Source organism: Actinoplanes sp. NPDC089786, from assembly GCF_040684855.1.
Lineage (GTDB): Bacteria > Actinomycetota > Actinomycetes > Mycobacteriales > Micromonosporaceae > Actinoplanes.
Window position 1 is genome coordinate 145,556 of record NZ_JBFBGU010000021.1, and the last position, 23,630, is coordinate 169,185.

17 protein-coding genes and 1 riboswitch are annotated in these 23,630 nt (G+C 70.2%); of the genes, 7 read left to right on the forward strand and 10 right to left on the reverse strand.

Annotation, left to right across the window (positions count from 1 at the left end; all coding sequences use genetic code 11):
- Positions 1–177: 177 nt before the first annotated feature.
- Positions 178–3,051: an FxSxx-COOH system tetratricopeptide repeat protein gene (gene fxsT, locus AB0O15_RS38385; RefSeq protein ID WP_364329694.1), complete on the forward strand. Its 2,874-nt coding sequence runs from the start codon at positions 178–180 to the stop codon at positions 3,049–3,051.
- On the opposite strand, the gene AB0O15_RS38390 is transcribed toward fxsT (AB0O15_RS38385), so the two are convergent.
- The 7 genes from AB0O15_RS38390 to AB0O15_RS38420 form a co-directional block, all read right to left on the reverse strand.
- Positions 3,048–4,364, reverse strand: a complete 1,317-nt coding sequence (locus AB0O15_RS38390; protein WP_364329697.1) for an HEXXH motif domain-containing protein — start codon at positions 4,362–4,364, stop codon at positions 3,048–3,050. The two genes, fxsT (AB0O15_RS38385) and AB0O15_RS38390, sit on opposite strands and share 4 nt — an antisense overlap.
- Complete coding sequence (locus AB0O15_RS38395; RefSeq protein WP_364329700.1) at positions 4,361–5,617, reverse strand: FxsB family cyclophane-forming radical SAM/SPASM peptide maturase; 1,257 nt, start codon at positions 5,615–5,617, stop codon at positions 4,361–4,363. Before AB0O15_RS38395 ends, AB0O15_RS38390 begins: the two co-directional genes overlap by 4 nt.
- Entirely contained in the window at positions 5,614–5,802 is a 189-nt protein-coding gene (locus AB0O15_RS38400; RefSeq protein ID WP_364329703.1) for a hypothetical protein, read from the reverse strand. The genes AB0O15_RS38395 and AB0O15_RS38400 overlap by 4 nt, the downstream gene beginning before the upstream one ends.
- 151 nt (positions 5,803–5,953) lie before the next feature.
- Positions 5,954–8,872, reverse strand: coding sequence for an FxSxx-COOH system tetratricopeptide repeat protein (fxsT, locus tag AB0O15_RS38405; RefSeq protein ID WP_364329706.1), 2,919 nt, complete (start codon positions 8,870–8,872; stop codon positions 5,954–5,956).
- Positions 8,873–9,041: 169 nt separating this feature from the next.
- On the reverse strand, positions 9,042–9,815 hold the full coding sequence (locus AB0O15_RS38410) for an ATP-binding cassette domain-containing protein (protein WP_364329709.1): 774 nt from the start codon (positions 9,813–9,815) through the stop codon (positions 9,042–9,044).
- Positions 9,812–10,831: an ABC transporter permease gene (locus tag AB0O15_RS38415; protein ID WP_364329712.1), complete on the reverse strand. Its 1,020-nt coding sequence runs from the start codon at positions 10,829–10,831 to the stop codon at positions 9,812–9,814. Before AB0O15_RS38415 ends, AB0O15_RS38410 begins: the two co-directional genes overlap by 4 nt.
- Positions 10,832–10,833: 2 nt before the next feature.
- Positions 10,834–11,841 carry a substrate-binding domain-containing protein gene (locus AB0O15_RS38420; protein WP_364329715.1) on the reverse strand — a complete coding sequence of 336 codons (1,008 nt, stop codon included), beginning with the start codon at positions 11,839–11,841 and terminating at the stop codon, positions 10,834–10,836.
- A gap of 202 nt (positions 11,842–12,043) precedes the next feature.
- On the opposite strand from AB0O15_RS38420, the gene AB0O15_RS38425 reads away from it, so the two are divergent.
- The 3 genes from AB0O15_RS38425 to AB0O15_RS38435 all read left to right on the forward strand — a co-directional run bounded on the left by AB0O15_RS38425 (position 12,044) and on the right by AB0O15_RS38435 (position 13,922).
- Entirely contained in the window at positions 12,044–12,949 is a 906-nt protein-coding gene (locus AB0O15_RS38425) for a LacI family DNA-binding transcriptional regulator (protein ID WP_364329718.1), read from the forward strand.
- Positions 12,950–12,958: 9 nt separating this feature from the next.
- Positions 12,959–13,453, forward strand: a complete 495-nt coding sequence (locus AB0O15_RS38430) for a metallophosphoesterase (protein ID WP_364329721.1) — start codon at positions 12,959–12,961, stop codon at positions 13,451–13,453.
- Positions 13,454–13,601: 148 nt separating this feature from the next.
- A complete protein-coding gene (locus AB0O15_RS38435) occupies positions 13,602–13,922 on the forward strand; it encodes a hypothetical protein (protein ID WP_364329723.1) in 321 nt (106 codons plus the stop codon).
- Positions 13,923–14,183: 261 nt separating this feature from the next.
- On the opposite strand, the gene AB0O15_RS38440 is transcribed toward AB0O15_RS38435, so the two are convergent.
- Positions 14,184–15,599: a glycine hydroxymethyltransferase gene (locus AB0O15_RS38440; RefSeq protein WP_364329726.1), complete on the reverse strand. Its 1,416-nt coding sequence runs from the start codon at positions 15,597–15,599 to the stop codon at positions 14,184–14,186.
- Between the two features lie 37 nt (positions 15,600–15,636).
- Positions 15,637–15,727: riboswitch (ZMP/ZTP riboswitch) on the reverse strand.
- A 31-nt stretch (positions 15,728–15,758) separates the two neighbouring features.
- Here AB0O15_RS38440 and AB0O15_RS38445 point away from each other — a divergent pair.
- The 3 genes from AB0O15_RS38445 (at position 15,759) to AB0O15_RS38455 (ending at position 21,515) form a co-directional block, all read left to right on the forward strand.
- Positions 15,759–17,231, forward strand: coding sequence for a sodium:proton antiporter (locus AB0O15_RS38445; protein WP_364329729.1), 1,473 nt, complete (start codon positions 15,759–15,761; stop codon positions 17,229–17,231).
- Between the two features lie 209 nt (positions 17,232–17,440).
- Positions 17,441–18,193, forward strand: coding sequence for a 23S ribosomal RNA methyltransferase Erm (erm, locus tag AB0O15_RS38450; protein WP_364329731.1), 753 nt, complete (start codon positions 17,441–17,443; stop codon positions 18,191–18,193).
- 256 nt (positions 18,194–18,449) lie between these two features.
- Positions 18,450–21,515 (forward strand): discoidin domain-containing protein, encoded by a 3,066-nt coding sequence (locus AB0O15_RS38455; protein ID WP_364329734.1) that lies wholly within the window; start codon positions 18,450–18,452, stop codon positions 21,513–21,515.
- Between the two features lie 73 nt (positions 21,516–21,588).
- Here AB0O15_RS38455 and AB0O15_RS38460 read toward each other — a convergent pair whose 3' ends face one another.
- Both AB0O15_RS38460 and AB0O15_RS38465 read right to left on the reverse strand, forming a co-directional pair.
- A complete protein-coding gene (locus AB0O15_RS38460) occupies positions 21,589–21,783 on the reverse strand; it encodes a DUF397 domain-containing protein (RefSeq protein ID WP_364329737.1) in 195 nt (64 codons plus the stop codon).
- A 301-nt stretch (positions 21,784–22,084) separates the two neighbouring features.
- A complete protein-coding gene (locus AB0O15_RS38465; RefSeq protein ID WP_364329739.1) occupies positions 22,085–22,957 on the reverse strand; it encodes a helix-turn-helix transcriptional regulator in 873 nt (290 codons plus the stop codon).
- Between the last annotated feature and the right edge of the window lie 673 nt (positions 22,958–23,630).

Below are 23,630 nucleotides of genomic sequence, written 5' to 3' on the forward strand. Positions count from 1 at the left end.
AGGCTACTGCACGGGTGTGTAGCCTACACAAGCGTGTAGTCATCTCCCCGACTGTGACGTTCGGCGCAAGATCACGAAAGATGCACCGTCATCCAGCAAATCCGGCGATTCCTCGTGACCGGGCATTCGGATATTCTTTTCGCCCAGAGGTCTGGGTCCGGCGGAAAAGAGAAACCCGTGTCCGACGTGGTCGATCGTGACCGTTTCGACAGATTGCTCGAGATTCTTCTGAGGGTGCCGGCGCTGACCGAGCGTGAGATGCGCGACGCGATCGTCATCAACCTGACCAGTGGACTGCCCCTGCCGTTCGACCCACGACGCTCCGACGACACCCGCGCCGACCTGGCGGCGATCGCCGGCGCCTGCGCGGCCCAGGCCGGCGGGCTCCAGGCGCTGACCCGGCTGCTCAGCCGCGACCACCCGAGCCTGGCCACCGACGACGCCGCGTCCCTGGTCGGCGAGCTGGAACGCGCCGACACCCGCCCGGCCGAACAGCCCATCCACCGGATGACCCGGACCGGCATGATCTGGGGCAACGTCCCGGGCCGCAACCAACACTTCACCGGCCGCGCCTCGCTGCTCGACCGCCTGGTCGAACAGCTGAAGAGCGGCTCCAAGCTGGCCGTGCTGCCACACGCGCTGCAGGGCATCGGCGGTGTCGGCAAGACCCAGCTGGTCACCGAGTACGTCTACCGTCACCAGGACGAGTACGACCTGATCTGGTGGATCCCGGCCGAACAGACGACCACCGTGCTGACCGCCCTGCGCGAGCTGGCCGACCAGCTGAACCTGCCGGTGACCGAGAACCTCCAGGAGACCGCCCGTACGGTGCTGACCGTGCTGGCCGGCAGCGACCGCGACTGGCTGCTGATCTACGACAACGCCGACGACCCCGGCGACCTCGAGCAACTCATCCCGACAACCGGCGGGCACGTCATCGTGACCACCCGCAATCAAGAGTGGGGCTCGTCCGGTCCGTCGCTCGAGGTGGATGTCTTCGAGCGTGACGAGAGCGTCGAGATGCTCGGCCGGCGCACCACCGAGCGCGGCGACAAGAAGATCTCCGGCCCCGACGCCGAACTGCTGGCCGACCGGCTGGGCGACCTGCCGCTGGCCCTGGAGCAGGCGGCGGCGTGGTACCTCGCGACGGCCATGCCGGTCAGCGAATACATCGAGCTGCTCGACAGCCACACCCGCGAGCTGCTCGACGAGGGCAAGCCGGCCGACTACCACCTCTCGGTGGCCGCGTTCGTCGGGCTGGCGCTGGACACGTTCCGCGGCCACCAGGACGGCGTCGCGCAGCTGTTCTCGCTGTTCGCCTATCTGGGCGGCGAACCGGTGCCGATCTCCCTGCTGCGCCGGGGCAGCGGCGCACAGACCAGCGAGCCGCTGCGCGTGGTGCTCAACTCCCGCATCGAGATGGGCCGCGCGGTCCGCACGCTCGGCCGGTACGGCCTGGCCAAGGTCGACCCGTCGCAGCGGGTCCAGGTGCACCGGCTGGTCCAGCGGGTGCTGCGCGACACCCTCAGCGACGGGCAGCGCGCCGAGACCCTGCGCAACGTCCGCAACGTGCTGATCGCCGCCAACCCCGGTGACCCCGACGAACACGGTGGCTACGACCGCCAGGTGCAGATCGGCCCACACATCGAACCGGCCGCGATGATCGAGGCCGACTCGCTCCAGGGCCGGCAACTGGTGCTCGACCACGCGCGCTTCCTCTGGCTGAGCGGCGACTACGAGAACTCCCGCTACCTCGCGACCAGCGCCGCCCGGCGGTGGGCCGAGGAGACGTGGCACGAACGGCTCGGCCCGACCGGCGAGCTCACCCTGCTCGCCCGGGCCCAGGAGGCGAACGCGCTGCGTACCCTCGGGTTCAGCACCGAGGCGGCGAACATCATGTCCGAGGCGTGGGAAGGCATGCGCGGCAGCCTGGGCGAACTGCACGAGTTCACCCTGATCAACGCCAACCAGATCGGGCTCGACCTGCGGATCGCCGGCCGCTACCAGGACGCCCTCGACTTCGACACGGGCAACGTCCGCAACCACCTCGAGGTGTTCGACCCCGCCGAGACGTACGTGTTGCGCGCCAAGGCCAACCTGGCCGTCGACTACCGGCTGACCGGCCGCTACACCGACGCGCTGGCCCTCGACCGCGAGATCGGCGAGCAGTGGGAGAACGCCGGTGGCACCGAGCCGTCACTGGTCTTCGCCTACCTCAACCAGGCCCGCAGCTACTACAGCATGGGGGCGTACTCGCATGCGGTGGCGCTGATCGAGCGCTGGCTGCCGACGCTGCGCCAGATCACCCGGCCGGAGAACTCGCAGCGGCTGCTGGCCGGCCGGACGTACGCGATCACCCTGCGCAAGCTCGGCCGCCTGACCCGCGCCCTGGAGGTCATCGAGGAGAACCACGGCCAGGTGCGCGACCGGTTCACCGCCGACCACGAGTTCACCCTGGCCGCGGCGGTCAGCTTCGCCAACGCGCGGCGCGAGGCCGGGGCGCCCGACCACGCGGCCGAGTTGCTGGACGAAGCGATCGGCCGTTACCGCGTCAACTTCGGCGCCGACCATCCGCTCACCCTGGCCGCCCAGGTCAACGCCGGCATCAACCTGCGCACGCTGGGCGATGTGGAAGCGGCACGAGACCTCGACCAGGCGTCCTTCGACGGACTGGCCGAACGGCTCGGGCCGGAGCACCCGTTCACCATGTCGGCCGGCGTCTCCCTGGCCTCCGACCACGCGGCCGCCGGCGACACCCAGCGGGCCCGCGACCTGTCGGCGCTGCTCTACGAACGCAGCCTACGAGCCTTCGGCGTCGACCCTTCCGACCCCGGGCGCGCCGCCCGCCACGACGCCCGCAACGGGGCCGAGCACCCCTACCGCTCGGTCTGCGGGATCAACCTGGCCCTCGACCAGGGCGCCGACGGCGAGGACGTCTACCAGGAGTCGCTGGCCGAGCTGACCAAGGCGCTCGGCCCCGAGCACACCGAGGTGGCGGCGGCCGAGGAGCGCCGCCGCCTGGCGGCCGACATCGAGGCCCCGCCGACCTAGAGACCGTTCCTTTCGCGCCACGCGCTCAAGGTGTCGGCCAGGGCGCGTTCCGCATCGTCCACCGTCCGCTGTGGAACGTCTTCGGCCAGCATCTCGTCGACGCTGCGGCGGAGGTGGGACACCAGGGCCTCACCGTCGGCGGTCAGGGCGCCGGAGCGCTCGACCGCGATCAGTCCACAGTCGACCTGGATGCGCGCCTCGGCGAACTGTCGTTCGGCGTACGCGCCGGCCCGGTCCGGGCCGCGCAGCGCCCGCCACGAGTCGGCCACCCCGGCGAAGGCGTAGACGCCCTGGAGCAGGCCGGGCAGCGGACGCGGGTCGGTACGCCACGGCGCGAAGTAGCGGCCGGTGTCCTCGGGGTCGGTCAGCGGCACCAGGTCGAGCAGCGCGCTCAGCTTGGAGTGCTGGAACTCGTGGACCAGCGTGACCGCGAACTCGTCCGGCGCGGGCGGCAGGGTCAGCCCGAAGACGCCGAACGCGTGCCGGATCGTGGCGCTGCGCGCGGCCCGGTCGGTCTGCTGCAACGGGACCAGGGTGCGCAGCCCGGCCCGGAGCTCGGCCGCCCGCTCGGGCAGCCGGTCGGCGAGCAGCTCCCACGCCGCGGCGAAACCGGCCTGCCACGCGACGACCGCCTCGTCGCTCAGGCGGGCCGCCGGCGGCACGTGGTGCCCGTGCCGGTACGGGTGCAGGTCGTCCAGTTCCAGGTCGATGCCGTCGCCGGTCAGGTGGCGCAGCGGCTGCCAGCCCGGTGCGGCGGCCGTCGGCGGGACCGGCACCTCGACGTCACCCACCCGAACCCGGCCGGCGGACACCGACGCGAGCACCTCGGCCCGGTCGGACGAGGCCGGGGCGCCGGCTGAAGCGGGGTCGCCGGCCGAAGCCCGGTCGCCGGCCGAGGCCGCACCCCAGCCGGGCAGCACGACGACGCCGGAGTTCACCGGCACCGGCAGGGACGCGTCGATCCCGGCCGCCGCCGCGGCGCGCAGGGCCAGCGTGTTGACATGCAGGAAGTCGGCCCGCTGGGCGGAGTCCCGTTCCAGCGCCCGGACGGCGATGCCGGACCAGGCGCCGACCAGCGGCGCTCCCAGAATCTCCTGGAAGGCCTCAGGCGCGGCGGCCCGGGAGCGTTCCAGCAGATCGGTCGCGGCCTGCGCGGCGGCCGTGTCGGGCCAGGCCTCCAGCAGGTGCATGATCAACATCAGGTGCTTGCTGACCTGCGCGGCGTGCAGTTCCTCGATCGCGTCGCCGCCGCCCCGCCCGGTGGCGATCGCGGCGAAGGTCGGCGGGCTGACGGAGTGGTAGGTGGTCGTCACGGTTCTCCCATGGCCATCATCCGCTGGATGTCGGCCTCGAGGCGGTGGTGGATGTGGTCGATCAGCAGCCGGAGGTCGTCGCAATAGACCGAGGGCTGACGGAACCCATCGCCCGGCCGGTAGCGATGGGCGTAGTGGCCGCCACCGCAGACCGGGTGGAAGCGGCAGCTCAAGCACGTGTCGGAGAGCGCGCGCAGGCCGATCTGGCGGGCGGCCACCCCCGGGTCGTCGAACGCGGCGTCGAACTCGTCGCGGGTCACGTCCAGCCCGGTGGCGCCCGCCCCCTCGTAGGCCGACTTCAGCGCGTCGACCTGCTCGATCGCGCCGTCGGTCTCGATCACGAGCGTGGCCGACGGGCTCAGACCGATCTGTTCGCTGCTGCTGCTGCCCTTGAGCACCATCCGCATCACGTCCTCGAACAGCCGGACGCGCGGGGTGGGCTGGCTCGGCCGCCCGAGATACCAGTGGTCGAAGGCCTTCACCAGCCATTCGCCGTACGCCGTGGGCGACGCGCCGGCCGGCAACCAGGGCCGGGACTCGTGGTTCGCGTGCGGCAGCAGGAAGTCGATCACCGGCGGCTCGAACTTGGCCAGTTGCTCGAACGTCTCCACCGGGTCGGTGTCCGGCGACACCGTGCACAGCAGCCCCGCGTAGAGCGACCGGTTCTCCGGCCGCCGGAGCAGATCCAGACCATTCTGTACGGCCGTGAAGCTGCCCTCGCCGCTCTTGAGCTTGCGGTGCCGGTCGTGGTCACGCTGGGTGCCGTCCACGCTGACGCCGCACTTGACGTCGTGTTCCCGCAGCACCGCGACGGTCGCCTCGGTCAGGCGTACCCCATTGGTCTGCATGCCGATCTCGACCGTGCAGCCCGGCGGGGCGGCGGCGCGCAACTCGGCGGCCAGCTCACCCAGCCGGCGCGGGCCGTAGAGCAGGGGCTCGCCGCCGTGCAGGATGATCCGGACCCTGTTCAGGCCGTGCTCCTCGGCGTGGCGGCGGATCGCCCCGGCGGCGGCCCGGCGGATCTCCTCGGACATCATCCGGGGACGGTCCCGCCAGCTCTGGTCGGCCTGCTCGTAGACGTAGCAGTAGTCGCAGGCCAGGTTGCAGCGCTGATGAACCTTCAGCACGATCTCCCGGAACGGGGTCGGCGTCCAGCCGGTGGCGCGCAGGGCGGCCGGGTCGAGTTCGGCGTACGGCCAGCGGGCCGCGGACCGGTGCGCCTCTCGGACCGCCTCTCGGGCGGCCATGGTCATCTGTCCGACGCGAACGACTGGAACGCCGAGATCACACCGTTCGGATCGTCCAGCGTGTTGATCACTTGACGAAGGGACCGGGTCATCTCCGGAGGGTTGCTCCGCACCAACTGGGCGAGCGACACCCTGGAGACGTCGAACACGGGAACAAAGCCCTGGTCACGCGGAGCGGGCTTGACATCCATTATGGGGCCTCCAAGGCGGGCGATGTGTGTGCCCACCCAGGGACACACCTCGTGCGTGAGGGTAAACGAGCGCGCGTACGCGCCCGTTCAAATGCCCGCTTTTCTTGACAACACTTGACGGCCCGGGCTGCTTTACGCCGAACCAGATCTCCTAGGTTGACGGCGGCTCGACGTCGGCCTCGGCGCGCTGCTCGCCGGCCACCCCGGTGGCCACCGGCCGATCGGCGCCGACCGCCTCGTGCAGCCCGGCGAGCACCGACTCCCGGCTCGGCGCGTCGGCCGCGTGCTCACCGGCCGCCCGCCGGTCCAGGATCAGGTTGGCCGCCGCCACCAGCGTGTCGAAATGCCGCTCGCCGCGGATCTCGGCCGCGGTCCGCCAGGCCAGGAGCGACTGGGCGTAGGCGCCGGCGTGGTCACCCGCGTAGGCCAGGTCGGTGGCCAGGTTCGTCATGGCCACCACCGTGTACGGGTGCCGCTCACCCACCGTCGCCCGCAGCCCGTCCAGGGCCACCGTGTCGAGCCGGCGGGCGCCGGCCCGGTCGCCACGGGCCCGCATGATCACCGCCAGGTCGATCTGGGCCGCCCGGGTGAGCGGGTTGGTGTGCCCGAACACCCGCTCGTACCCGGCGACGGCATCCATCGCCAGCGCGTACGCCTCGCCGCTCCGATGGGCCGCGAGCAGGGCGTTCGCGTAGCTCAGGGCGGCGGCCAGGCTGTTCTCGTGCTTGTCGCCCCAGGCGCCGGCGCTGTCCTCGTACGTGCTCTGGAGCAGGTCGGCGGCCACCTCGGCGTCACCCCGACGGCGGTGGCCCACCCCGACCATCCGCCGGGCCAGCAGCACGGCCTCGTCGCCGGGCCCGAGCGCCGACCCGCTCGCCTCCAGCGCGGCCGTCTGCACCTCGACCGCCTCGGCGAACCGGCCCAGCCCGAACAGGTCCTCGGCCAGCGCGTTGACCGACTGCAGGGTGCGCTTGTGAGCGTCGCCGCGGCGGTTGCGCTGGAGGCGTACCTCGTCCCGGTCGATCTCCTCGGCCTCCCGGAAGTCGCCCAGCAGGCGCAGGCAGACGGCCAGGTTGTGGCGGCTGGCGACGACCCGGTCGTGGTCGTCCTCGTGCAGTTCCCGGGCCCGCTCGTAGGTGGTGCGGTCGAGGTCCAGAGCACCCCGGTACTCCCCGGCGATGCGCAGGTCGGCGGCGTGGCTGCGGGCCATCTCGAGCGCGTACGGGTGGTCGGCCCGCATCCGGCCCATCGCGTCCGCGGTGATCTCCCGGGACTGGTCGTAATGCCCGAGCGCACGCAGCGCGTTGGCCCACTCCCGGCTCGCCAGCAGCACCAGTTCGTTGTCCGGGCCCATGTCGGAGCGCTTCCGCCACGCGGTGACGGCCGCCTCGCCCAGGCGCCGGGCGTCCTCCAGGTCGCCGGTCAGATAGCGGTACCGGATCTGGTTGTGCACCACCCGGGCCGTCGCCAGCCGGGTGGAATGGATCAGCCGCGCGTGCGTCACGTGCGCGGCGACCGCCCGGTGCATGTCCCAGTGGCTCAGCCGGTCGGGCCAGCCCTGCCCGGCCTCGGTGAGGATGGCCTGCACGTTGCGCAGGGCACGCACCCGGCTCTCTTCGGGCAGCAGGTCGCGCAGGGCCAGGCGCATCAGCGGCTGCACCTCGATGCGCTGGTCGGCGTGCAGCCGGGCCAGGCCGTACCGGCTGATCACCCGGACCGCCCGGGCCAGCTCGATCGGCTGCTGGAGCAGGCGCTTGAGCGGCCGGGTGACGTCGCCGTCCCGGCCCTGCCGGAGCAGCGGCAGCGGCACCGGCTCGCTGCCGAACCAGGCGAACAGCTCGAAGATCTGGGCGGCCGAGGGGTTCGCCCGGCGCAGCTGATCAAGGCCCAGCAGCAGGGAGGCCGAGACGGTGCGCGGGTAGTAGTCGGGCTCGGCGCCCTCGGGGAACAGCCCCGCGTCCGGGTCGTCCAGCCGCGCGACCAGGTCGGCCCAGGGCATGCCGGTGGCCAGCCGCAGCGCGGAGACCTGCTCCAGGGCCAGCGGGAGCCGGCCGAGCCGCTGCGTCACGTCGCGGGCCAGCTCGTCGTCGATGGCCGGGTCGCGCTTGCGCAGGAAGTCGACCGCCTCCGCCTCCTCGAAGTCGAGCACCTCGAGCGGCTCGTTCGTGTTGTCCCGGGCCCAGCTCGGGTCGCGGGTGGTGACGATGACGTTCCCGCCGATCGACGGGATCAGGGTGCGGATCTCCTCGTCGTCCACGCCGTCGTAGATCAGCAGGAAGCTCAGCCCCTGGTTCTCCAGCCGGTTGAGCACGGCGGTGACGGTCTGCCCGGCGTTCGCCCGGGGCGTCACGTCGAGCCGGCCGGCCAGGCCGACCAGGGCGGCGTTGACCGCGGCGACCCGGTCGGCCGGCACCCAGCAGACCAGCTCGTACGCGCTGCCGTACCGGACGACGTACTCCAGGGCCAGCTGGGTCTTGCCCACGCCACCGACGCCGTAGAGCACCAGCGGCGCCTCGCCGTGGGCCAGGTGCTTGGCCCGCATCGTGTCGAGCAGCGGCTCCCGGCCGGTGAACTGGGCGCTGCGCTCGGGTATCTCGCCGACCACCCGATCGTCCTCGGGCGTGGCGGCGGCCGGGGCCGGGACGGGCGGCGGGACCGCCGGCGGATCCGGCAGCTCGGGGCCCGGATCGGCGCCCGTGTCTTCGGTTTTGTCGCTGGTGTCGTCGCTGTCGTCGCCCGGCTCGGCCGCGTCGGCCGGCTTGCGGGCGTTGATCCACAATGCCTGCATCTCCTGGAGCACCAGCGTGGTGTCCCGGGGCGGCGTCGCCTGCTGGCTCAGGACCGTGACGATCGCGTTGACCTTGGCCCAGCTCGGCACCACGACACCCTTGAGGGTCGCGCTGACCGTTTCGTGCGAGACCGACTCGAGGTCGGTGCTCTTGAAGATGGCCCGGCTGATCTGCCGTGAAGCGACCTGACCGGCGGAGTCGTAGAGGCGATGGAGGGCCTCGACGAAGTCACGCCTCGGACCCGGCGGTAACCGGTCCCGACCCGGAAGGGCGATGGCCACGCAACACGCTCCGACCCGCGCTAAATTGCGTCAAATTTTGTCAGGCCACTCAGGATCGCATGCGCCTTGTCGGACGAACAACCGGCCGAATCAGTGATTCTCTGATCGGGAATAATACAGCGAAAGATCCCGCACACCTCCGTTGTGGATTCGTGTGCGGGATCTTTTCTCACGCGGTGTGTTCCGGCGGTGGGGCCGCTCCCGTCATGATCGCCACGGCGTCGGACATCGAATGCGACTGCGGGGTGATCACCGTCGCCCGGCGGCCCAGCCGCTGGATGTGGATGCGGTCGGCCACCTCGAACACGTGCGGCATGTTGTGGCTGATCAGGATCACCGGCAGGCCGCGGTCCCGGACGTCGCGGATCAGCTGGAGCACCCGGTTGCTCTCCTTCACGCCCAGCGCCGCGGTCGGCTCGTCCAGAATCACCACCCGGCTGCCGAAGGCCGCCGACCGGGCCACGGCCACCGCCTGCCGCTGACCACCGGAGAGTGACTCGACGGCCTGGCCGATGTTCTGCAGCGTGCCGATGCCCAGCTCGGACATGTGCCGCCGGGCCTCGGCGCGCATCGCCGACCGGTCCAGCATCCGGAACACCGAGCCCAGGATTCCGGGTTTGCGCTGCTCCCGGCCGAGGAAGAGGTTGTCCGCGATGTCCAGGCCGGGCGCCACGGCCAGGGTCTGGTAGACGGTCTCGATGCCCGCGTCGCGCGCCTCCATCGGGTTGCGGAAGACCACCCGCCGGCCGTCCAGGTAGATCTCGCCGCTGTCCGGGATCAGCGCCCCGGACAGCGCCTTGATCAGACTGGATTTGCCGGCGCCGTTGTCGCCGATCACGGCCAGGATCTCGCCCGGGTAGAGCTCGAGATCACCGGCCTCGATCGCGGTAACCCGCCCATACCGTTTCGTGAGACCACGTGCCTCCAGAACGGGAGTCGTCACGATTTCACCTTTCTGATCCACTGATCGAGCGACACCGCGACCAGGACCAGGAGGCCGATCGCGAAGCCCTGCCAGACCACCTCGACGCCGCCCAGTTGCAGGCCGTTGCGGAACACGCCGACGATCAGGGCGCCGATCAGGGTGCCGAGCACGCCGCCCCGGCCGCCGAACAGGCTGGTGCCGCCGAGCACGACCGCGGTGATCGAGTCGAGGTTGTACTCGGTGCCGACGTTCGGGCTGGCCGACGCCAGCCGGCCGATCAGGATCCAGCCGCCGACCGCGTAGAGCAGCCCGGCCACCGTGTAGACCGAGAACAGCACGCGGTTGGTGCGGATGCCGGCCAGGCGGGCCGCCTCGATGTCGTCGCCGGTGGCGTACACATGCTTGCCCCACGCCGTGCGCCCCAGCGCGTAGAAGAACACCGCGAAGAGCACCAACATGATGATCGACCCGTACGTCAGCCGGAAGCCGCCGATCGGGATCGTGGTGCCGGTCCACGACATGACGTCCGGCATGTCCGAGCCGCGGACCGTCTCGCTCTCGCTGACCACCGAGTTGAGCGAGAAGAAGATCGTCAGCGTGCCCAGCGTGACGATGAACGGCGGAAGCTTGATCCGGGTGACCAGGAACCCGTTCAGCGCGCCCATCGCGGTGCCGCAGAGCAGACCCAGAACCAGCGCGAGTACGCCGGGCAGGCCGAGCTTGACGCAGAAGTTGGCCATCAGGATCGACGAGAACACCGCGATCGCGCCGGTGGCCAGGTCGATGCCGGCGGTCAGGATGATCAGGGTCTGACCCAGCGCCAGCACCGCGATCACGGTGACCTGGGCCAGCACCAGGGACAGGTTGGGCGCGGAGAAGAACCGCGGGTTGACGATCGAGAACGCGATGATCGCCACGACCAGCACGGCCAGCGGACCGAGCACGGGATTGCCGTGCAGGAGGTGCTGGATCCGCAGGCCGAGTGAGTCGTGCTGCCGAGTGTCGAACTCGGGCTCCTTCACGGCGGTCGTCATGATCAGCCCCAGCAGTTCTGCTTGCCCCAGGCGGAGTCCTTGGCGTCGACTCCGGTCTGCGGCTGGTCGGTGATCAGGGTGGCGCCGGTGTCCACGAAGTTCTTGCCCGCGGACGCCTGCGGCTTCGTGCCGTCCTTGGCGAAGGCGGCGATCGCGGCGATGCCGTCCTCGGCCATCTTCAGCGGGAACTGCATCGAGGTGGCGCCGATGACGCCGGCCTTGACGTTGTCCACGCCCGGGCAGCCGCCGTCGATCGACACGATGGTGACCGTCTTGTCCTTGCCGGCCGCCTTCAACGCCTGGTAGGCGCCGGCCGCCGCCGGTTCGTTGATCGTGTAGACCAGGTTGATCGCCGGGTCCTTCTGGAGCAGGTTCTCCATCGCGGTACGCCCGCCGTCCTCGGCGCCGTCGGTCACGTCATGCCCCGAGATCCGCGGGTCGTTCTCGTCGCCGATCCGGTTGTTGTCGCCCACCGGGATGCCGAACCCCTCGAGAAAACCCTGATCCCGCTGTACGTCCACGGAGACGCCGTTCGGGTTCAGGTCGAGCATGGCGATCTTGGCCTGCTTGCCCTCCTTCTCGAACTTCGCCTTCGCCCACTGCCCGATCAGCTTGCCCGCCTGCCGGTTGTCGGTGGCGAAGGTGGCGTCGGCCGCGTCGGCCGGGTCGGTCGGCGTGTCCAGGGCGATGACCAGCAGGCCGGCCTGCTTGGCCTTGTCGATCGACGGGACGATCGCTTTCGAGTCGCTCGGGGTGATCAGGAAGCCCTTGGCACCGGCCGAGATCAGGTTCTCGATCGCCTGCACCTGAGCCTCGTTGTCGCCGTCCTGCTTGCCGGCGAAGGACTGCAGTTCGACGCCCTGGGCGTCGGCCGCCTTCTTGGCGCCCTCGCGCATCTTCACGAAGAACGGGTTGGTGTCGGTCTTGGTGATCAGCCCGACCACCGGCTTGTCGCCGCCGCCGCTGCCGCCGTCGTCACCGCCGCAGGCCGCGGTTCCCGAGATCAGCATCACGGCAGCGCATGCGGCCATCGTGGACCGCATCGCATGTGGATGGCGCATGTCCCCTCCGAATCGATTCAGCCCCCGCGCGTTTCGAGACAACGTTGTCCCTACTAGACGACTACGGGCATCGACTGTCAACAATGAGTTTCGGAACTGTTGCAACCAGCGACGTTGGGGGTCTGCGGTGCCCGGAGGATCCCGACCCACCATGAACGACGTCGCACGCGCCGCCGGGGTGAGCCTGAAGACCGTGTCCCGGGTGGTGAACGGCGAGCCGACGGTCGCGCCGGCCCTGGCCGCCCGGGTGCACGCCGCCGTCGCGTCGCTGCACTACCGCCCGCACCTGGCCGCCGGCCTGCTCCGGCGCAACGACCGCCGCACCGGAACCATCGGCCTGCTGCTGGACGACCAGGTCCCGGCGGCGCTGCACCGGGCCATCGACGACGAGGCCCGGACGCGCGGGGTGCGGGTACTGGCCGCGCGCGTGCCACCGGGCTCCGGCCCCGGCCCGCCGGCGCTCCTGGACGGGCTGATCATCGCCGCGGGCGGCGCCGACACCCGATCATTTCCGGACATCCCGGCTGTGCTCGTCGAGCGCCGCGGCACCGTCGACGCGGTCCTCGCCACCGGCGCGGCCGGCAGCCGGGACGCGGTCCGGCATCTCATCGCCCGGGGCCATCGGCACATCGCCTACCTCGGCGAGGTGGCCAGCGACCGGCACCGCGGCTATCTCGCCGCCCTGGGCGCGGCCGGCCTCATCGCGCACGTGGTGCGCAACCCCGCGTCGGCGGAGCACGCGACGCTGGCGCTGCTCGACGGCCCGTCCCCACCGACCGCGCTCTTCACCGCCCAGAGCCCGATCACCATCGGCGCCTTCCGCGCGCTCCGCCGCCGCGGCGCGCACGGCCGCGTGGCGCTGGTCGGCTTCGACGACTTCCCCTTGGCCGACCTGCTCGAACCCGCCGTCACGGTCGTCGACGCCGATCCCGCCCGGATGGGCCACACCGCGGTCCGGGCCCTCTTCGAGCGCATCGACGGTCTGGCTGTCCCGCCCCGCGAGTTCTGGATCCCGGCCATCCTGATCCCCCGGGGCTCCGGCGAGATCCCGCCGTAATCTCGGGGTGTGCGACTTCTGATGATGTCCGACACCCACAGCCGGAAGCTGCCGGCCGCGCTCTGGGCCGCGGTCGACCAGGCCGACGTGGTGTTCCACGCCGGGGACTGGGTCGACGAGGCCACGCTCGACGCGCTGCTGGGGCGGGCGAAGCGGCTGGTCGGGGTGTACGGCAACAATGACGGGCCGGGGTTGCGGGCGCGGCTGCCGCTCGTCGCGACGGTCACGCTGGAAGGGGTGCGCTTCGCGGTCGTGCATGAGACCGGGGGCAAGGACGGGCGGGAGAAGCGCTGCGCCGCCGCCTACCCGGACGCCGATGTGCTGGTCTTCGGCCACTCCCACATTCCGTGGGACACCCCGGCACCCAACGGGCTGCGCCTGCTCAACCCCGGCTCGCCGACCGACCGCCGACGTCAGCCCCACGCCACCTACCTGACCGCCACGGTCTCGGAAGGGTCGCTGAGCGAGGTCACTCTGCACCCGATCGTTCCCGCCGACGCCTGACCAGAACGGCCGCCACCACCAGAATCAGGGCGACGACCAGCACGACCGACCGGCTCGGCTACTTTCAGCGGTTCTCCCATGCCGGCGCCATCCCCGATCGACGACCGATCTATGTGGACGGTTTGCCTTCGCTGGGTACACACATCACATGGACTTCATGGCGTGGATCAACGTGGTGATGGCGGTCGCCGGGCTAGGCCTGCTCGCGATGGGCATCCGGATCCTCGCCACCGGCCGGGTGCCCCGCTGGTACGGCGCCGACCACGAGCCGCACCGCATCGGAAAATACACACTCTGCTTCGCCCTGTTCTGGCTGCTCCAGGTGGCCGGCTACCTCGGCGTCGAGCTGAGACTGTTCAACAGCACGGTCCGCTTCATCTTCGTCATCTCAGGCTTCGCCCTGCTGACCATGGCCATCATCCGCCACCGCCCGCGCCCCCTCCCCCGGCGCGAAGCGCCAAACGACTGACCACCCACGCACGCCGAACGATCAACCACCCACGCAGGCCGAACGATTAACCACTCACCAGCATGAAGGGCGCGCGGCTCCGTTATGGACGCGCAGCGGCCAGGAGCCTCGTGCCCGGCCTCGGCGGGAGCGACGGTCTGCGCCACCCACCCAGCTACGACATCAAGCTCTTGATCTTGAAGATGGGCGGCGAGACGAAGGTGCCTCGGCGGGAGCGACCATCGGCGCCACCCACCGAGGCACGACATCCTGATCGTGATTTCAGCCCAGGTCGACGCTGGGGTAGAGGGGGAACGGGGCCAGCAGTTCGGTCGCCTGCTTGCCGATGCGGTCGGCCAGGGCGGCGTCGAGGTTGTACTTGGCCTTCGAACCCGCGGCCGGCGTGGTCTGGGACAGCACCGTGTGGATGAGTTCGGCGATCTGATCCATCTCGGCCGTGCCCAGCCCACGGCTGGTGAGCGCGGGCGTGCCGACGCGGATGCCGGAGGTGTACCAGGCGCCGTTGGGGTCCTGCGGGATGGCGTTGCGGTTGGTGACGATGCCGGAGTCGAGCAGCGCCTGCTCGGCCTGGCGGCCGGTGAGCCCGAACGGGTGCACGTCGATCAGCACGAGGTGGTTGTCGGTGCCGCCGGAGACCAGCCGGACGCCGCGCTGGAGCAGGCCCTCGGCCAGCGCCTGGGAGTTGTCGACGATCGCCTGCGCGTAGCCGGCGAAGGACGGCTGCCGCGCCTCGGCGAACGCGATCGCCTTGGCCGCCATCACGTGGGCCAGCGGGCCGCCGAGCACCATCGGGCAGCCGCGGTCGACCTGGTCGGAGAGTTCGGGGCCGCAGAGGACGGCGCCGCCGCGGGGGCCGCGCAGGCTCTTGTGGGTGGTGGTGGTGACGATGTGGGCGTGCGGGATGGGGTCGAAGTCGCCGGTGAAGACCTTGCCGGCGACAAGTCCGGCGAAGTGGGCCATATCAACCATGAAGGTGGCGCCGACCTCGTCCGCGATCTCGCGCATGATGCGGAAATTCACCTTGCGGGGGTACGCCGAGTAGCCGCCGACGATCACCAGCGGCTTGAACTCGCGCGCCGTGGCCCGCAACGCCTCGTAGTCGATCTGGCCGGTGGCCGGGTCGACGCCGTAGCTGCGCTGGTCGAACATCTTGCCGCTGATGTTGGGGCGGAACCCGTGGGTCAGGTGGCCGCCGGCGTCGAGCGACATGCCGAGCATCCGCTGGTTGCCGAACGCCGCCCGGAGCTCGGCCCACTCGGCGTCGGTCAGGTCGTTGACCTGGCGCTTGGAGAACTTCTTGAGGTACGGCACCTCGACCCGGTCGGCCAGGATCGCCCAGTACGCGACCAGGTTGGCGTCGATGCCGGAGTGCGGCTGGACGTACGCGTACGGCGCCCCGAACAGTTCGCGGGCGTGCTCGGTGGCGACCGACTCGACGGTGTCCACGTTCTGGCAGCCGGCGTAGAAGCGACGGCCGATGGTGCCCTCGGCGTACTTGTCGGACAGCCAGTTGCCCATGGCCAGCAGAACGGCCGGTGACGCGTAGTTCTCGCTGGCGATCAGCTTGAGCGACTCACGCTGGTCGGTGAGCTCCTGGGCGATCGCGTCGGCGATGCGCGGCTCGATGGTGCGGACGACCTCGAGAGCGGAGCGGAAGGCTTGGGACTCGGCGTTCATCGGACCTCCACGGTTTGTGCAAGCACAGCACACGTGCGGGAAAGGCCCAGGCGCACGGCAGGCGTCATCTGTGACGGGGCCGCTCCCCGATGGTTGCCCATCCGAACACGCCAGTCACGGCCCGCGCCAAAGCATACCGGTGCCTCTAGGTTGATCAACGTGAACGGTGTCGAGATCCTGCTCATCATCGGACTGGGTATCGCGGTGTCCGCCATCGCCAAGCGGCGCGGCATCGAACCCGGCCTGGTCATCGTGGTGCTGGCCGCGGCCGCGTCCTTCATACCGGGGCTGCCGCGGCTCGAGCTGGAGAGTGAGCTGATCCTGGCCATCGTGGTGCCGCCGCTGCTCTACTCGGGCGCCCGGACCGCCTCGTTCACGTCGCTCGGCGCCAACCTGCGGCCCATCCTCACCCTCGGTGTCCTGCTGGTCCTGCTGACCACGGCCGCGCTCGGGGTGATCTCGTCGTGGCTGCTGCCGTCGATGGGGCTGGCGGCGGCGTTCGTGCTGGGTGCGGTGCTCGCCCCGCCGGACACCATCACCACGGTGTCGCACGGTGGCGAGATCGGCCTGCCGAAACGGGTCACCTCGATCCTCACCGGCGAGAGCCTGCTCAACGACGCGACCGCGCTGACCCTGTTCACGATCGCGGTGGCGGCGGTCAGCGGCGAGAGCACCACCTGGGCCGGCGGGATCGGGAAGTTCCTCTACACCGCGGTCGCCGGGATGGCGATCGGCGGGATCCTCGCCGCCGGCGCCCTGTGGCTGCGCAAACGGCTGCACAACCCGGCGCTGGAGACGTCGCTGGTCCTGCTGCTGCCGTTCACCGCGTTCCTGGCCGCCGAGGAGATCCACGCGTCGGGCATCCTGGCCGTGGTGGTGGCCTCGTTCGGCGTCACCACGAACCTGACCTTCGACCCGCGGCACCAGTACGAGGGCGCCCACCTGACACGCATCCAGGAGGACCGGGTCTGGCCGGTGCTCGACTTCCTGCTCGAAACCTTCGTCTTCGCGTACATCGGCCTGCAGTTGAGGTTCGTCCTGACCGACCTCGAGTTCGGGCTGGGCCGGACGCTGCTCGCGGCCGGGGTGCTGCTGGTGGCCGCCATCGTGATCCGGCTGGCGGCGGTGTTCCTGCTGTTCGGGCGGTGGGCGCTCAAGGACCGGCAGTGGAAGCGGCGGCTGGAACGCGACCTGGTCTTCCGGCAGCGCTACGAGACGTGGCGGGAGCGGCGGGGCGGTCAGCCGTTCGAGCCGCTGTCGGGCAAGGAGACGCTGCTCGTGTCGTGGACCGGCATGCGCGGCATCCTCACCCTGGCGGCGGCCGCGGCGGTTCCGGAGGATGTGCCCGGCCGCGATGCCATCCAGGTGATCGCGCTGGTCATCACCCTGGGGACGTTGCTGATCCAGGGCACGACGCTGCGGGCGATGAGCCGGTGGCTGAAGATCGACCTGAGCGCGGAGGAGACGAGCGCCGGGGAGATGCGCCGGCAGGGTGCGGAGATCATCGCCGGGATCGACAGGTACGACGGGCAGCGCACCGCCCTGGGCCAGGCCGTCATGGACCGGCGGATGGACGAGGCGACCGCCCGCGACCTGATCGCGGAGGTCGACCTGCGGCAGGCGGCCGGGTAATTCGCTGTCGCGACTCTCCGGTGGGCGCTACGGTCGCCGGATGCACACGACGCACGCCCTGCTCACGATGGCGATGACGCCCGCGCGGGGCTCGATGCACTCGATCCGCCTGCGCGACCGGCGTCCGGTCCTGGGCGCGTAGCTCTCTTTCCGCTCGCTTCTCACCAGGGCCGTCCAGAGTCCGTTGTTCCTTCTCCCAGGACATGGTCATGGCGCCCTCTTCTCCGCGGCGTGCTCGCCGCATCTATGGACAGAACTTCCTCTCCTCCCGCCGCGTCCTCCGTCAGGTGTGTGACGCGGCCGACCTCAAACCCGACGACCTGGTGTACGAGGTGGGCGCCGGCCGCGGCCACCTGACCCGGATGCTGGTGCCGCGCTGCCGTTCCCTGTTGGCCTACGAGGTGGATCCGGCGGTGGCGACCCCGGTGGACGGTGCTTCGCTGGTGGTCGGCGACTTCCTCGCCGCCACGCCGCCACGGGAGCCGTTCGCGGTGGTCGGCAATGTGCCGTTCGCCCTGACGGCCGCCGTGGTCTCGTGGTGCCTCGACGCCGCCTTCCTCGATCACGCCACCCTGGTCACCCAGCGCGAATACGCCCGCAAACGCACCGGCGACTACCACCGCTGGACGCGGCTGACCCTCCTGACCTGGCCCACCCACGACTGGCAACTGGGCGCCACCATCCCGCGCACAGCTTTCCGTCCCGTCCCGGCCGTCGACGGCGCCATCCTGCGCCTGATCCACCGCGACATCCCGTTGGTGGCACCGTCACTGATGCCGGCCTGGCGCCGTTTCGTCGACCTCGGCTTCTCCGGCGTCGGCGGCTCCCTACAGGCCACCCTGTCCCGCCGCTACGGCCGCCGCGCATCCGGCGCCTGCCGAGCAGTCCGGGTCTGGGCGGACACCCCGGTAGGAGCCGTATGGCCCGAGCAGTGGCTAACCCTCTTCCGCCTCCTGGAGTGACCGGGGGGGGTTCAACCACTTACGCAGAATGAAGGGTGCGCGGCTCCGTTCTGGCCGCGCCAGCGGCCTGGAGCCTCGCGCCCGGCCTCGGCGGGAGCGACGTCGGCACCACCCACCCAGCTACGACATCCAGACCTTGATCTTGAACTTGATCTTGATCGAAAAGGAGCGTCTCTATAACGAAGACTGCTCCGATTTGTCAGGGCGTGTCGTGGCGGGATATTCATTGCTCGTCTGCCGCGACGTGGAGGTCCGAGTGTCGTTGTCCCGCCGCCGCTTCCTCGCCTACGGCGGGGTCTTCGGCGCGGGCCTCACCCTGCCGGCCCCGCTCGACGTCGCCGCCACGCCCGACCCCCTGCAAAGTCCGCCCAAATCGGACGGAGTCGCCGACATCTATCACCGTGTGTTGCATCTGCACACACGCTGGGTCGAGCAACAGTGGGATCCAGGCATCGGCGCCTACAGCCCGGCCGACTTCCGGTTCGCGGCGGTGCTGGGCAATGCCGTGCTGCTCACCGATCGCGACTACGACCCGGCGCTGGCCGGTGTTGCCAAGAACACCCTGCTGGCCCGGACGGTGGCCACGATCGCCCGGTTCGCCGGCACGAACCGGCTGGCCGGCGGGGACGAGTGGGGCAAGCAGCTGTTCTGGGACTCGACCTTCGAGCTGTACTTCGTGCTGGCCGCGCGGCTGCTCTGGCGGGAACTCGACGCGCGGACGCGGACCCGGGTCGCGGCGATCGCGTCGGGGCAGGCGGCGTACGCGTTCGGGCTGGCCTACTCCGACGATCCGATGAGCGGCGAGTGGAGCCCGAACGGCGCGGCCGGCGGCTGGCGGGGCGACACCAAGCTCGAGGAGATGGGCGTCTACGCGCAGGCCATCGCCCCCGGGCTGGCCTGGGGCAAGGACGACGCGGCGCTGCGCGAGCGGTTCTCGTTCTGGGCGGCCAACGCCAGTGGGTTGCCGACCGCCGACCGGGCCAACCTGGCCCGGCTGGACGGGCTGCTCGTCAAGGAACGCAGCCGCGCGCACAACATCCACGACACGTTCGTGGTGGAGAACCACGAGACGGTGAATCCGCACTACCAGGCCGAGCTGTGGCGGACCGCGGGCCGGGCGGCGATCCACTTCCTGGCCGCCGGCAAGCCGGTGCCCGAGGTGCTGCTGCACCAGCCCAACGGGCAACAGCTGTGGCGCACGCTGCGGCTGCTGGCCAGCGACGCGGGCGAGCCGGTGATGCCGATGATCGCCGACCGCTACCACCTGTACGGGCGGGACGTGCTGCCGCTGGCCTACCTGGCCCAGGTGATCGGCGACCAGGACGCCGCCCGCGCCGAGGCCGACCTCGCCGCCCGGCTGGTGCCGTATCTGCGCCACGAGCCGGAGTACCGGCTGGCCAAGTTCAGCGGCGAGGACAAGTACGAGCCGGAGGCGCGGGCCGAGCTCGCCATCGCCTACCTCTTCCACCGGCGCCGCCGGACACCGACCCGGCCGGTGTCGAGCGCCGAGTTCTTCGCCCGGGCCAGCGGCACCCGCGACTTCGGCCCCGACGTGGGCCTGACCGCGCACCAGTCGGTCTCGGCCTTCGCCGCCACGGTCACCAAGCAGGGCTACGTCAACCTGCTCTGGCAGCCGCGCCACGACAACTGGCTGGTCGACACCCGCGCCGCGGCCTTCGTGCCGGCCTCCGCCCGCAATCCCGACGAGACGTGGACGCGGGCCTACGACCGGCTGCGCGACGGCGTCGACGCCACGGCCGCGGTGCTCACCTTCGGTGACAATTTCGCCGGGTACGCCACGCTGCCGACCGGCACGGTGGTGTACGCCAGCACCGGCATCGGCACCGACGAGGGCCCGCTCAGCCTCTTCAACCTGGACATGCCGGGCATGCCCGGGCTCACCGGCCGGCGCACGTTCACCAGCTCGACCGGCACCCTCACGCTGGACGGCAGCGGCGGCGGGGGCGGCGACGGCGGGGTCGACGAGCTGCGGTTCGAGCCGCGCAACGCCCGCTACGTCCGCATGCAGGGTCGCGAGGCGGCCAACCAGTACGGCTACTCACTGTGGACCTTCAGCGTCCTCGACGAGGCCGGCGCCGACATCGCCCAGGGCGCCCTGCCCGCGGCGTCGTCGTCCGACGTGACCTACCCGGCCTACAACGCCACCGACGGCAACCCCGAGACCCGCTGGGCCGTCGACCGCACCCAACGACACCGGCAGGACAGCTGGTTCGCGGTCGATCTGGGTTCGCCGGTCTCGGTCGCCGGGGTCAGGCTCTTCTGGGAGTCCGCGTACGCCACCAAGTACGTGATCCAGACGTCGATGGACGCGATCGGCTGGTCCGACGCCGTCGTCGTGCCGCAGTCGCACGAGATCTCCGGCGGCTGGGTCGACATCGACGGCCGCGCCGCGCTGGTCACCCACGGCACCGACCGTCCGATCACGGTCACCTCGACCGGTGTCATCGCGGCCACCGGCCCCGCGTCCCCCGTCCTGATCGAGGGCTACGCCCGCGACGGCCTCGACCTGCCCGCCCTGTCCCGCCGCCGCATCCCGCGCACCCCGCCCCCCTTGCGCGCCAGCGACGCCGACGGCTACCTGAGCCTCTTCAACCTCTCGCACGACGCGGTCCGCGGCGCGACGGTGATCATCCCGTCCACCCGCCGCCTCTACCAGGGCCTCCAGACCGTCCGCCGCGACGGCCTGGCCTGGTCGGTGACCCAGCCCGCGGCCACCGGCCGGGTCGAGCCACCCCGCTTCGTGGTCTCCGGCCACCCGCCCATCGGCACCCGCTTCGAGGTGGTGAACTCACACCGCGTCACGGTGACCGCGCCACCCTCGTCACCGGTGGCGGTAACTCTGATGTCCGGCGCCTGGTCGACCCCGGTGCGCCTCGCGGCCGGCCAGGCTCGAACCGTGATCGTCCCCGGGGGCCCGATCACCCCGACCTCCGACCTGGCCCGCTCCCGGGCAACCTTCCCGACGTCCCCGCTCCCGGTGGGAATGAACTCCCCGTCCTTCGCCGTCGACGCCAACCCGCTGACGTCGTGGCGTCCGGGTCCCACCGGCCGCATGGTGGTGGATCTGGGCGCCGTCTCGACCGTGTCGTCGCTGCGTCTGTCCTGGACGAAGGGCGGCCGCCCGCCGATCCGGATCGAGCGCTCGACCGACGGGGTGTCCTACCCGGCCGTCGCGCGGGTCCGCCGTCCCGGCCGTCTGACCGAGATCCCGCTCGACACCTCGGCCCGCTACCTGGCCGTGGTGGTCGACGGCTGGCGCCGCGGCGATGCCGAGCTGATCGAGTTCGCCGCCTTCGGCTGAGCCCGGGCCCGATTCTCGACAAATGAAAAAGGAACAGCGTCGCGGGACGCCGTTCCTTTCCTCGGTGCGCGTGCTAAAAGTCTCCGTTGTCGACGCCGTCGAGGAAATCCCGCCATTCTTCCAGCGAATACAGAAGGACTGTGCCGGGATTCTTGGAATCACGCATCGCCACAGTTCCACCGTCGACGACAGCGACCTGTACGCAATTCCCGCTCGTGCAATAACTGGAGACCGACCAATCGAGATCCTCCTGCACCGTACCGGTCATCTAAGACTCCCACCCATGATGTTGCTCTTTGATCCGCCTCGGACGCAGAGAGGCTACTAGGGCACGCAGCGGCACGCTCCGCCGACCGGCATTCCTTATTCCGTGATGATCTGAGCAGGTATGATCACTCACCGCATCGACCATCTTCGGGGACGTCAACCGTCTCGCGGACGTCTGGTGCTCGTGTGTCTTGAGTTGCGAACCGCTCATCGGAGCCGCCGCAAGCCGGATCCCGAGGGCCGCGCCGGCTGTGGAAACCCGTCCCGGTCGACGTCCTTGCGTCCAGTGCCCCACCCGAAATTCACCCTTTCGTGTGGCTTGCGCGCTTGAGGAGAGCAAGGGTCTCAGATTCACTCAAGGAGCGCTCCGTCAGCGTTGCGAAGGCGGCCGAATAGCTTCTCAGCTCCTCGTCCGAATCACGGAATGCGTACTCGTACAGTGCCTCCACATAGACCGCCGATCTGAGCGTCGAAGTCGACGGCGGCTCCTCGGCCGGCGAGAATTCAAGGATCGTGAATCCACCGTTCATGCCGATGTGCGCCCCCGCCGTGAAGGGGATGACGCGGAGCGAGACGTGGGATTCCTCGGACAATTTGATGAGATGCTCGATCTGTCCACGCATCACGTCCGGGCCACCGACGACCCGATAGAGGACGGCCTCGTCCACAACGGCGTGGAACCGTGGCGATGACTCCCTGTCGAGGATCTGCTGTCGCCGCATCCTCGTATTGATGATGTTATCTATTTGATCCGCGTCGCCGCCGTGATAGGTGGTGACGACCGCCGTGGCATAGCCGAAGGTCTGCAGCAGTCCGGGAATCGCGAGCGGCTCGAACTCCTTGATCAATTCAGCTGCACCCTCCAGCCCGATCAATTTCTGCATGGCGGGCGGGATGTTGCCGTCCTCCCACCACGCGCGTTTCCGGCTCCCCTGGGCCAGGCCCATCAACTGATCGAGAGTGGCCTGATCGTTGATCCCGTAGATCTCGCACAGGTAGCGGACGTCGCCGACCGACGGCTTTCGCTGAGCGTTCTCGATGCGGCTGACGGTGGACGGCGCCACGGACAGCCGAGCCGCGACCTCCGTGACGGTCAGCTTTGCCGCCGTGCGGTAACGACGCAGGGCGCTGCCCAGCTGGCGACGGCGGACCATCGGTCCGGGGTCATCAGACAAAGCCGGCTCACCTCCGACGGACAGGCCACATTGCATTCCGCCACATGGCATGTTCCCTCGGCAACAATATCTTGGCAATTGATTCTTGGCAATTGCCAATGGATCACGCAGCATGGTGTTACGGCCAAGTTTAAATTGATCAATGCAGAGCTTGCCCGATCATCATTCAGCCCGACGTCGACAGGGGGTGATCGGAAGATCAGCGATCAATTCATCGGCGCTCAGACAATGAAGCTGGGCCGGTTGTGGCACCGGCCCAGCTCGGCAACCCTCCGGGGTCCGACCCCACAGGATGGCAACCAATGAACCAAACTATCAGGCATAACCGCAACGGTGCGGGTGTCGTCGCGGCCGATTCATCCCCCGGCACAACTCATCACCCGGGCCGGAAAGGCTCGGACCGCCGGGGCGGAACACGATCATGAAGGTGTGGTCGGACGTTTCCTCGATCATCAAAGTCGCCTTCATCTGCACGATTCTGGGATTCCTGCTCGGGTTGTGTGCCTTCGGGTCGTTGCAGGCTCACTCGGCGTCCGGGCCGGCGGCGGCCGTCGATCGTCACCTCCGGTGATTAGGGCCCCCGGCGGGCGCGGGGCGGCAAACCCGCGCCCGTCAGGGGGTCACCGCCGGCCCGGCCGTCCGTCAGAGACACGTGACGTGACAGCCACGGCCG